At 45.9% G+C, this 11413-nt stretch carries 10 protein-coding genes and 3 pseudogenes; all 13 read left to right on the forward strand.

Annotated features, from left to right (window positions below):
• Window positions 1-367 precede the first annotated feature (367 nt).
• The 13 genes and pseudogenes from tet(O) (at window position 368) to B5G33_RS22260 (ending at window position 11372) form a co-directional block, all read left to right on the forward strand.
• The gene (gene tet(O), locus B5G33_RS20460) at window positions 368-2287 is read left to right on the forward strand and encodes a tetracycline resistance ribosomal protection protein Tet(O) (RefSeq protein WP_000691758.1); all 1920 of its coding nucleotides are present in this window, start codon (window positions 368-370) and stop codon (window positions 2285-2287) included.
• A gap of 54 nt (window positions 2288-2341) precedes the next feature.
• Window positions 2342-2512, forward strand: coding sequence for a cysteine-rich KTR domain-containing protein (locus B5G33_RS20465; protein WP_004614788.1), 171 nt, complete (start codon window positions 2342-2344; stop codon window positions 2510-2512).
• Window positions 2513-3002: 490 nt separating this feature from the next.
• A complete protein-coding gene (locus tag B5G33_RS20480; protein ID WP_105116765.1) occupies window positions 3003-3512 on the forward strand; it encodes a sigma-70 family RNA polymerase sigma factor in 510 nt (169 codons plus the stop codon).
• 94 nt (window positions 3513-3606) lie between these two features.
• Window positions 3607-4032, forward strand: a complete 426-nt coding sequence (locus tag B5G33_RS20485; RefSeq protein WP_000323895.1) for a sigma-70 family RNA polymerase sigma factor — start codon at window positions 3607-3609, stop codon at window positions 4030-4032.
• Between the two features lie 83 nt (window positions 4033-4115).
• Window positions 4116-4590, forward strand: a pseudogene (locus B5G33_RS21270) (RNA polymerase sigma factor).
• A gap of 154 nt (window positions 4591-4744) precedes the next feature.
• A pseudogene (locus B5G33_RS20495) lies at window positions 4745-5777 on the forward strand (AAA family ATPase).
• 517 nt (window positions 5778-6294) lie between these two features.
• On the forward strand, window positions 6295-7260 hold the full coding sequence (gene mobV, locus B5G33_RS20500) for a MobV family relaxase (RefSeq protein WP_001820668.1): 966 nt from the start codon (window positions 6295-6297) through the stop codon (window positions 7258-7260).
• An 8-nt stretch (window positions 7261-7268) separates the two neighbouring features.
• Complete coding sequence (locus B5G33_RS20505) at window positions 7269-8123, forward strand: ParB/RepB/Spo0J family partition protein (protein WP_000743700.1); 855 nt, start codon at window positions 7269-7271, stop codon at window positions 8121-8123.
• Between the two features lie 45 nt (window positions 8124-8168).
• Window positions 8169-8399 (forward strand): YdbC family protein, encoded by a 231-nt coding sequence (locus B5G33_RS20510; RefSeq protein WP_001206986.1) that lies wholly within the window; start codon window positions 8169-8171, stop codon window positions 8397-8399.
• A 71-nt stretch (window positions 8400-8470) separates the two neighbouring features.
• Complete coding sequence (locus B5G33_RS20515) at window positions 8471-8662, forward strand: hypothetical protein (protein WP_001820669.1); 192 nt, start codon at window positions 8471-8473, stop codon at window positions 8660-8662.
• Between the two features lie 54 nt (window positions 8663-8716).
• Window positions 8717-9754 (forward strand): annotated as a pseudogene (locus B5G33_RS20520) (recombinase family protein); the annotation flags it as partial.
• Between the two features lie 131 nt (window positions 9755-9885).
• The gene (locus B5G33_RS20525) at window positions 9886-11172 is read left to right on the forward strand and encodes an IS110 family transposase (RefSeq protein ID WP_087418935.1); all 1287 of its coding nucleotides are present in this window, start codon (window positions 9886-9888) and stop codon (window positions 11170-11172) included.
• Window positions 11173-11243: 71 nt separating this feature from the next.
• A complete protein-coding gene (locus tag B5G33_RS22260) occupies window positions 11244-11372 on the forward strand; it encodes a hypothetical protein (protein WP_275532383.1) in 129 nt (42 codons plus the stop codon).
• Window positions 11373-11413 lie beyond the last annotated feature (41 nt).

The raw sequence follows: 11413 nt of genomic DNA on the forward strand, positions 1-11413 counted from the left end.
AACAGATGATTAGTGGCAGGGGGAAATCCTGCCGCTTTTTCTGCTTTAGTTTGTCAGCTTGACAAATAAAGGGTTAAGGAATATAATTAGATTCAGTATTATACAAGGAGTTAATAAATATGCGGCAAGGTATTCTTAAATAAACTGTCAATTTGATAGTGGGAACAAAAAGTAGCAGTCCCGTTTCACTTTTAATATGGGGCTTAGTTTTTTGTACCCAGTTTAAGAATACTTTTATCATGTAATTTTATATGCCCGAAAACATATAAGTGTTTTGGGGCTATTGGAGTTATTTACCCAGTGATAGGAGTATTTATCACTGGGTATTTTTATGCCCTTTTTTGGGTGTTGATAGGAGGAAAATCACATGAAAATAATTAACTTAGGCATTCTGGCTCACGTTGACGCAGGAAAGACAACATTAACGGAAAGTTTATTGTATACCAGTGGTGCAATTGCAGAACTAGGGAGCGTAGATGAAGGCACAACAAGGACAGATACAATGAATTTGGAGCGTCAAAGGGGAATCACTATCCAGACAGCAGTGACATCTTTTCAGTGGGAGGATGTAAAAGTCAACATTATAGATACGCCAGGCCATATGGATTTTTTGGCGGAAGTATACCGTTCTTTATCCGTATTAGACGGAGCAGTATTATTAGTTTCTGCAAAGGATGGCATACAGGCACAGACCCGTATACTGTTTCATGCACTACAGATAATGAAGATTCCGACAATTTTTTTCATCAATAAAATTGACCAAGAGGGGATTGATTTGCCAATGGTATATCGGGAAATGAAAGCAAAGCTTTCTTCGGAAATTATAGTGAAGCAAAAGGTTGGGCAGCATCCCCATATAAATGTAACGGACAATGACGATATGGAACAGTGGGATGCGGTAATTATGGGAAACGATGAACTATTAGAGAAATATATGTCAGGGAAACCGTTTAAAATGTCAGAACTGGAACAGGAAGAAAACAGGAGATTCCAAAACGGAACGTTATTTCCCGTTTATCACGGAAGCGCTAAAAACAATCTGGGGATTCGGCAGCTTATAGAAGTAATTGCCAGTAAATTTTATTCATCAACGCCTGAAGGTCAATCTGAACTATGCGGGCAGGTTTTTAAGATTGAATATTCAGAGAAAAGGCGGCGTTTTGTTTATGTGCGTATATATAGCGGAACATTGCATTTGAGGGATGTTATTAGAATATCTGAAAAAGAGAAAATAAAAATCACAGAGATGTGTGTTCCGACAAACGGTGAATTATATTCATCCGATACAGCCTGCTCTGGTGATATTGTAATTTTACCAAATGATGTTTTGCAGCTAAACAGTATTTTGGGGAACGAAATACTGTTGCCGCAGAGAAAATTTATTGAAAATCCTCTCCCTATGCTCCAAACAACGATTGCAGTAAAGAAATCTGAACAGCGGGAAATATTGCTTGGGGCACTTACAGAAATTTCAGATGGCGACCCTCTTTTAAAATATTATGTGGATACTACAACGCATGAGATTATACTTTCTTTTTTGGGGAATGTGCAGATGGAAGTCATTTGTGCCATCCTTGAGGAAAAATATCATGTGGAGGCAGAAATAAAAGAGCCTACTGTTATATATATGGAAAGACCGCTTAGAAAAGCAGAATATACCATCCACATAGAAGTCCCGCCAAATCCTTTCTGGGCTTCTGTCGGGTTGTCCATAGAGCCGCTCCCTATTGGAAGCGGAGTGCAGTATGAAAGCAGAGTTTCACTTGGATATTTAAATCAATCGTTCCAAAATGCGGTTATGGAGGGGGTTCTTTATGGCTGCGAGCAGGGGCTGTATGGATGGAAAGTGACAGACTGTAAAATCTGTTTTGAATATGGATTGTATTATAGTCCTGTAAGTACCCCCGCAGACTTTCGGCTGCTTTCCCCTATCGTATTGGAGCAGGCTTTAAAAAAAGCAGGGACAGAACTATTAGAGCCATATCTCCACTTTGAAATTTATGCACCGCAGGAATATCTCTCACGGGCGTATCATGATGCTCCAAGGTATTGTGCAGATATTGTAAGTACTCAGATAAAGAATGACGAGGTCATTCTGAAAGGAGAAATCCCTGCTAGATGTATTCAAGAATACAGGAACGATTTAACTTATTTCACAAATGGGCAGGGAGTCTGCTTGACAGAGTTAAAAGGATACCAGCCAGCTATTGGTAAATTTATTTGCCAACCCCGCCGCCCGAATAGCCGTATAGATAAGGTTCGGCATATGTTCCACAAGTTAGCTTAACAGCTTGCAAAAGTCATATAAAATGAGATTTGAAAGGATTAGAGACTAATTATGATGAAATGCGAATGGATATTGTGTCCTGTTTGTGGGAGCAAAACCCGTAATAAAATTAGGAAGGACACTGTTTTGGAGAATTATCCCCTTTATTGTCCAAAATGCAGACAAGAAAGATTGATTAAAGTTGACAACTTGAAGATAACTGTCATCAAAGAGCCAGACGCTTAAGACGCAGAGCCGATGAAATTGTGGAACAATTCACGAATCATCGGCTCTTTTTGTTTCGTATTTGAAAGAACAAACTCACCAAATAAAAAAAACGATATTCGGGTGGGTTATTTTGTTATACCCTAAATTACCCTCTGAATTTGTTTTTAAATTTGGAGGGATTTTTTTATGTCCTTTTTTCGGGCAGTTATCTATCTGCTCATACGAAGCAAAATTTATCAATACATAGCATATCAGAGAACGGCAGGAAACCAGTTAAAAAAATTTCTGCCAGTGCAACGGTACTTCTCACCTTGAAAGTAGAAGTACAATCTCCATACAATAGAATTACTATTTCCTATAACCGTAAAGGTCACAGAGCCTTTGCGGTTTTTCTTTTGTCGATTTTTGTTGGAAAGTGCCGTAGGGCTGTTTCTGATATGCGGTGTCGTTCTCCGCCTCTCCATCTGGATTTTTTACATTTCAAAAATTCAGATGGGAGGTATTTATGGTGAAATATGCACCAAGAAAGGTATATATCAGAGAAAGTGGCGGCTATGTGGAATTATCCTACACGGAGTTCTGCCGTTGCAGGGAATCCGACCAGACCTATATGGACAAGCTGTTTATCCCCATTCAAGGCTGTCTGCTTGAAGTCGTGAGGGAGCAATACACAGACTTCTACCGTGACAAGGAACGGTGGCGTTATCTGCAAAAATTAGATACAAAGAATAGACTGCTATCTCTCGACGGATTTACGGACAGCGAGGGGAATCCTCTGGACTTTATCACTGATGAAGCGGTGGACATTGCAGAAACCGTTGTCAATGCGGTCATGGTGGACAGGCTGAAAGCCGCCCTGCCTTTGCTGTCGGATAGTGAACAGGAGCTGATACAGGCAATCTTTTTTGACGGACTTTCCGAGCGTGAAGTCGGGGCGAGGTTGGGCATAACCCAGAGCGTTGTAAACAAACGCAAAGCCAGAATCCTAATAAAACTAAGAAAGATAATAGAAAATTAAAATTTAAGGCGTTCAGCCCCCTTGTTTTTTCCTTTGGGAAGATGAGGGGGCTTTTCTCTGCCCTCTCAATCAATTCTGATTGGAGGAAGTAAGAATGGCATACAACCACGGACGGGAGGACAGGAAATGGCGTATCTGGAAAGAAGCGGAGGAAAAGCTGCTGCGTGAGTGCGGCGTTGATGAAGCGACCATTGAGCAGATACGCATGGCGGACAGGGCAGACTTCAATTCCAACAGGCGGTTTTACCGATGGACGAATGACGTTGCGGAATATCTTGAGGACATGGCAGGCAGGGAGCGGCAGGCGGAAGTGGGTACGGTTGCGGAGTTACTGGAAGAGATTGAGAGCGAAAATCTCTATCAAGTATTAGTCACGGTGGACGGGCGTACCTTGAAAATCGTCCTGCTGAAAATGCAGGGGTATTCCACAAAGGAGATTGCCCCGCTTGTGCATTTGACGACTGGTGCCATCTATGCGAGGTTAGACCATCTGCGGAAGAAGCTGCGGAAAATTTTATAGCTTCTAAAACAGCCTGCCATCCTGCGGGCTACTGGGTGAGGGATGGAAATCCCCTCACTCATTTTTTGCAGGAGGACAACAGGATGGCATACAGGGTTAAGGCATACACGCTTCGGGAGGAATCCACGGAAAGCGGCACAAGGTATTTTATCAGCTTTAAGGACGGGCAGGGCAAATCCCACGAGTTGGAAGTGTCGGAACAGTTCTTTATGGAGTTTCGGCAGATGGAGCGCAGGAACAGGAATCTTTTCTAATGGGACGAGCGGCACAGGGAGTTTAACGAGGTATGGGACGAAACCCTTTACAGACGGGCGTTGCGTGTGCCTAAGAGCCTTGATGAACGCATGGTTGAGGAAGAACGGAATGAAACGCTCTATAAGGCGGTTGGGAGCCTTCCAGAGATACAAAGGCGGCGTTTCCTGCTCTACTACGAGTATGAGTTCAATTTTTACCAAATCGCCGCTATGGAGCATTGCACCGCTTCGGCAATACAGAAATCTGTTGCGATTGCAAAGGAGAAAGTAAAGGCGGAAATTGAAGAAATATCTCCAACCGTGACCGACACCGCCCGAAAAAGAAATCTGTTTTTTATTTGTGTGGGATTGGCGGCATTACATACTCTCACTTTTTTCCGTGGGAGTAAATCTATTTTTAAGGAGGTCAACGCCTATGTGCAACGAAAACAAAGACACCGCCCGAAAGGAGGAAAGCCATGCAGAAGTTACAGACAGTCAACGCCGAAACGCTCCTTTATGAACCGCTTGAGAAACCATCCTTTGTGGTGGACAGCCTTATCCCGACAGGCTTATCGCTGTTCTGCGGCTCACAGAAGATAGGCAAAAGCTGGCTCATGCTGAAGCTATGCTTATGCGTGTCGCAGGGAATCCCTTTATGGGATATGCCGACAATGGAGGGCGATGTGCTTTACCTCTGCCTTGAGGACACGTTCTGCCGCATACAGGACAGGTTATTTCGTTTGACGGACGAAGCAAGCGGGCGGCTCCACTTTGCCGTGGCAAGCTGCAAGCTGTCAGACGGTCTTATCGTGCAGCTTGAAGATTATCTGAAAGATTACCCAGACAGCAGGCTCATTGTCATTGATACCTTGCAGAAAGTCCGTACAGCTTCAAAAGACAATGCCTATGCAAGCGACTATGGGGACATCTCCCTCATCAAAGACTTTGCCGACAGGCACTCTCTGGCGGTCATTGTCGTACACCACATCCGAAAGCAGAATGACAGCGACGTGTTCAACAAGGTGTCTGGGACGACAGGATTAACGGGGAGTGCGGACGCTACCTTTGTTCTGGAAAAGGAGAAACGTGCGTCTGACACCGCCAAGCTGTATGTGACGGGCAGGGACACGCCTTATCAGGAATACACGCTGCGTTTCCGTGATTGCCGTTGGGAGCTTGTGGAGCGGAAAACGCAGGAGCAGCTTGCGAAAGAAACGATACCAGATGTCCTTTTTCGGTTGGTGGATTTTATGAGGGATAAGGAAGAATGGATAGGCACGGCAACGGAACTGTTAGCCGCTATGGGGGAAACGGAAACCATACCCACGGTGATTACGAAATGGCTGAATGAATACCGCACCACATTTTTAAGCGAGAACCGTATCTGCTACCAGTACAGCCGCAGGAAAGACGGCAGGCGGATTGCCCTTGCAAGGAGGGCGGGTGACAGCGGTGATGGTGGTGACAGCGATATTAGGATACCCCCCTGTTACTGTCATTGACGCTTAAAGCCATGTAAAGCTGGCGGCTCTGCCCTGCGGGTGACAGCAGTGACGGTGGTGACAGTGATTTTAGGATACCCTGCCGCTGTCATCCCTACGGGAGAACACCCCGTAAACGCAAAATGCAGGCGTGAGATTTACTCGCCCTTTTCGGTCGTGTAAAACCACCCCTGCGGTCAGAAAAATCATTCCGATTTTTCCGACTGCGTTTACAGGGTGTAACACACTACACTTTGCCCTGCAAAGTCGTGTGCCAGACGTTCCCTCTGGACTCCCTTAAGGCAGGGCTGTGCCCTGCTATCCTACGCCTTACGGCTTCGGATAAAAGAATGGCGGCATGACGGTGACGGCTCTTGCGAGGGGGGTATCCCAAAAACACCGTCATCATCGACATGACCGTCATGCAGGGGGTGAGGGTGACAGTTGCGGCAGTCGGCAGGGGGTATCCCAAAACTGCTGTCACCACCGTCACCGCTGTCACCCCAAAGGACGGTCACCCGCCGAAAGAAAGGAGGAATCCGCCTATGCCTTATGCAATCCTGCGTTTCCAGAAACGAAAAGCGGGCGGCGTTGCGGCTTGTGAACGCCACAACGAGCGGAAGAAAGAAGCCTACAAAAGCAACCCAGATATAGATATGGAACGCTCTAAAAACAATTACCATCTCATAGCACCACCAAAGTACACCTACAAGAAAGAGATTAACCGCATGGTAGCCGAAGCGGGGTGCAGGACAAGGAAAGACAGCGTGATGATGGTGGAAACGCTCATCACAGCTTCACCAGAATTTATGAACCAGTTACCGCCCGAAGAACAAAAAGCGTATTTCCAGACGGCTCTTGACTTCATTTCGGAGCGTGTTGGAAAGCAGAATATCCTCTCCGCTGTCGTCCATATGGACGAGAGAACGCCCCATATGCACCTCTGCTTTGTGCCGATTACGCCAGACAATAAGCTGTCAGCGAAAGCTATCTTAGGCAACCAGAAATCATTATCCGAGTGGCAGACCGCCTACCATGAGCGGATGTCCTCACGGTGGAATCAGCTTGAACGGGGGCAGTCCTCAATGGAAACCAAGCGGAAACACGTCCCCACATGGCTCTATAAATTAGGCGGCAGGCTTGATAAACAGTATGAAGAAATCGTGTCTGCCCTATCCGACATCAACGCCTTTAACGCAGGGAAGAAAAGGGATAAAGCGTTAGATTTACTCTCTGCATGGCTGCCAGACGTGGAGAAATTCTCTAAGGAAATCGGGAAACAGCAGGCGTATATCGACAGTTTGAAAGAGAGAATTGGGCAGGAATCAGACTATGCGGGGCGTATGCGTGATGAAAAGTACGAGCAGGAACTAAAGGTGCAGAAAGCGAATCAGAAGATATTTGAATTGCAGAGAACCAACGAGCAGATGGGGCGGCTGCTGTCAAAAATACCGCCCGAAGTGTTGGAAGAATTGCAGAAAAATCATAGAAGCAGAGCGAAAGAAAGGTAGATATGTGAATGAAGAAACAGGATTTTAAGGTGTTAAAGACCAAAGACTTGTACCCGTTCCCCGACAATCCGTTTCATGTGGCAGAAGATGAAACACTGTCAGAGTTAGCGGAAAGCATCAAGGAATTTGGCATTGTCACGCCGATAATCACACGCCCGAAAGAGGACGGGGACGGTTATGAAGTGATTGCAGGACAGCGGCGTGTCCGTGCTTCTGAACTTGCAGGGATAAATACCGTGCCTGCGTTTGTCCTGCCCTTAGACCGTGACCGAGCCATCATCACCCTTGTAGACAGCAATTTGCAGCGTGAGAATATCCTGCCATCGGAGCGGGCGTTTGCTTACAAGATGAAATCCGAAGCCATGAAGCGGCAGGGTTTCCGCACAGACTTAACCTCGTCACAAGTTGTGACGAAGTTGCGGACGGACGACAAGGTGGCACAGGGCTTCGGCGTGGGCAGGATGACCGTGCAGCGTTTTATCCGCCTGACGGAACTGATACCGCCGATTTTGCAGATGGTGGACGAGGGGAAAATCGCCCTCACGCCTGCGGTGGAACTGTCCTTCTTGAAGAAAGACGAGCAGGAAAACCTCTTTGCCACGATGGAGAGCGAAGAAGCAACGCCCTCACTCTCACAGGCACAGCGGATGAAACAGTTAAGCCAGAGCGGGCGGCTTGACATGGATACGATATTTGCGATTATGACGGAGGAAAAGGGCAACCAGAAAGAAACCTTGAAAATCAACACAAGCAAGCTGAAAAAATACTTTCCGAAGAACACAACGCCGAAGCAGATGGAGGAAACCATCATCAAACTTTTGGAGCGTGAGTTGCAGAGGAAACGCAACCGTGACAGCCGCTAATCTTCTTTTTTCGGGAAGTAAATACAGAGAGTTGAGGTATGGAGAATGAGAGAAATCCAGTATGAAATCGTAAAGGAAATCGCAGTATTGTCTACGGGCGACAGTGGCTACACAAAGGAAATCAATCTCATTTCATGGAATGGGAAAGAGCCGAAGTATGACATCCGCAGCTTTTCCCCGAACCGTGAAAAGTGCGGCAAGGGAATCACGCTGAACGCTGATGAAGCGGCGGCACTCCTTAAAGCATTACAGAAAGAATTAAACAGCGAGGATTAATGGTATCTGATTGGCAGGGCGGGGACATTTCCAAACTCTTCCCTGCCCTGTCTGGAAAGGAAGATTTAAGTATGGGCGAGGATAAGAAAGCAGATAAAAAGAGAAAGCGTATCGTGCCAAAAGCACCAGTGCAGATGATAATCAGCCGTGAATATGTCGGCACACAGACCGTTACAGAAGCGTTTGTCCCGATTATCTCCGAGGATATTCGGAAGAAGATTGCCGAGGGCGACACCTTCGACAATGAGGGGCTGTCCGCTTAGAATGTACGCAATGGGACATGAAAACAGATAGGACAGATACGGAGGTTTTACAGTATGGCAGGAATCAAAGAAGAAAAGAAAATCTATTTAGTCGGCATTTATTGCCGCTTATCTAAAGACGATGGTACGGATAACGAGAGTGCGAGCATTGCGACACAGAAATCCATCCTCACGGATTATGTGAAAAAGCAGGGATGGCACATAGCAAAAACGTATGTGGACGATGGTTATTCTGGTACAAATTTCCAAAGACCAAGTTTCCAGAATATGATAAAAGACATTGAAAGCGGTCTGATAAACTGCGTGATTACGAAAGATTTATCCCGTCTGGGGAGAAACTATCTTGATTGTGGGTTATATCTGGAAGTTTTCTTCCCAGAGCATAACGTGAGGTATATAGCGGTCAATGACGGCGTAGATACCTTGAATAAATCTGCTATGGACATCACGCCTTTCCGCAACATTTTAAACGAAATGTATGCCGCTGACATATCTGTTAAGATAAAATCGGCATATCGGGCGAGGTTTCAACAGGGGAAATTCATGGGAACTACCGCCCCTTATGGCTATATCAAAGACCCTGCCGACCACAACCATCTGCTGATAGATGATAAAGTGGCACATGTTGTAAAAGAGATATTCGACCTTGCATTAAAAGGGAATGGAGTTGCCAAAATTTGCAGACATCTTAATAAACAGCATATCCTACGCCCTGCCGCTTATGCGGCGGAGCGTGGCGAAACAGGCTTTGAACGTCATTTTGAGGGGAACGAGGACAAACGCTATATTTGGAGTGGGAACAGCGTGAGGAGCATTTTAAGAAGCCCGATATATGCGGGAAATCTTGTAGGCTACAAACGGATTGCCGCCAATATGAAAAGCAAGAAACGCCCCTCTAAGCTGCCCGAAGAATGGGAAGTGATACCCAATACCCATGAGGGAATAGTCACGCAGGAGGAATTTGATATTGTCCAACAGCTTATTACAAGTCGTAGGCTTCCACAGAACAAGGGAGGATTTGTAAATATTTTTGCAGGCGTTATCAAGTGTGTGGACTGCGGATGTGCTCTGCGGGCAATGAACGTACACAGGAGCTTCCTGTATAATACAAATATAGGGAATTCCACGAAAGGTGGTTGAGAAAAAAAGATACCTCAGAGTAAAATAAGATTTGCTGACTTTGCTGGTTAGTACAAATCCTATAGAACAGAGAGGTATCTGAAATGAAGTATAACACACAAAACGCAAAAATTGCATCCATTACTGAAAAAACTTTAATTGTTGGTATTGATGTTGGAAGTGAAACTCATTTTGTCCGTGCTTTCGACTGGAGGAATTATGAATTTACCAAAAAGCCTTTTGAGTTTAGCAATAGTGAAGCGGGATTTCAGACCTTCAAAGCCTGGATGGAGGATCTTTTAGAGAAAAATGGCAAATCCGTTGTGATTCCTGGTATGGAGCCAACCGGTCATTACTGGTTCGCCCTGGGAAAATTCCTGCAGGACAATGGAATGAGGCCGGTGCATGTAAATCCCCATCACGTAAAAAAGTCGAAAGAACTGGACGACAATAATCCCAACAAGAATGACCGCAAAGACCCAAAGACGATCGCCAGTCTTGTGAATGAAGGACGTTTCTCTTATCCTTATATACCTACTGGCGTTTATGCAGAGATCAGGAGTTTGTCAAACATGCGGTTCCAGGCACAGGAAGAGCTTACCAGAGCCAAAAACCGGATCGCCAGATGGTTCTCCATCTATTTCCCGGAGTATAAAGACGTTTACAGGGATCTAAAGGCGGTCAGCGGAAGGATGGTACTGGAGACAGCACCGCTGCCGGAGGATATCTGTAAACTGGGAGTGGAAGGCGTAAACAGGATCTGGAGGGACGCAAAACTGAGAGGCGCCGGAATGAAGAGGGCAAAGACCCTGGTATCGGCTGCAGAGCACAGCGTTGGAAGTAAGGAAGCGCCGGAAGCGGCAAGGATTGAACTGAAGAACCTGCTGAAAGATATGGATGTATATGCATCAAGAGTGGAAGAACTGCTTGGGGTGATAGAAGAAAAATTGAAAGAGATCCCATATATCGACAAGCTGATGGCGATCAAGGGAGTTGGACTGGTCACAGTCAGTGGATTTATTGCAGAAGTAGGGGACATCAGACGTTTCGATGATCCAAAACAGCTGCAGAAGCTGGCAGGATATGCGATTGTGTCGAATGAGTCAGGAAAGCATAAAGGCGAAAGCCGGATCAGCTACAGAGGCCGGAAACGCCTGAGATATGTGCTGTATGAAGCAGCGCTGTCACTGATCGGGAGGAATCCGGAGTTTAAAGCGATCCACGAGTACTATCGGACACGCAAAGAGAATCCTTTGAAGAAGATGCAGTCCGTAGTGGCAATCGCATGTAAAGTGATCAGGATCTTTTATGTGATACTGACCAAAGGGGTGGATTATAACCCGGAAAAAATGATGGGAGATATCCACAGGCCCCAGATACAGGCAGCGTAATAAAGTAAAACAGGAATCGTTGATCCATGCTTGTCACAGTTGAATTGAGCCCATGAAGAGGAAGAAGTGGATTGAATTCAGCTGTGGCAGGACAGCTGGAGGCAGGTGGAATCATTTACGGAGAAACGTCCGCCGCAAGGTGCCGGAATGAGGAAGCGTGCCGGAAGTCAGTAAATGTAAGACAAAGAATGAGCCAGTAGTCGGCAGGTATATTTTCCATAGGGCAAGACCCTGCACAGGA

The sequence above is a fragment of the Blautia sp. An81 genome (assembly GCF_002161285.1).
GTDB classification, from domain to species: Bacteria; Bacillota; Clostridia; order Lachnospirales; family Lachnospiraceae; genus Blautia; species Blautia ornithocaccae.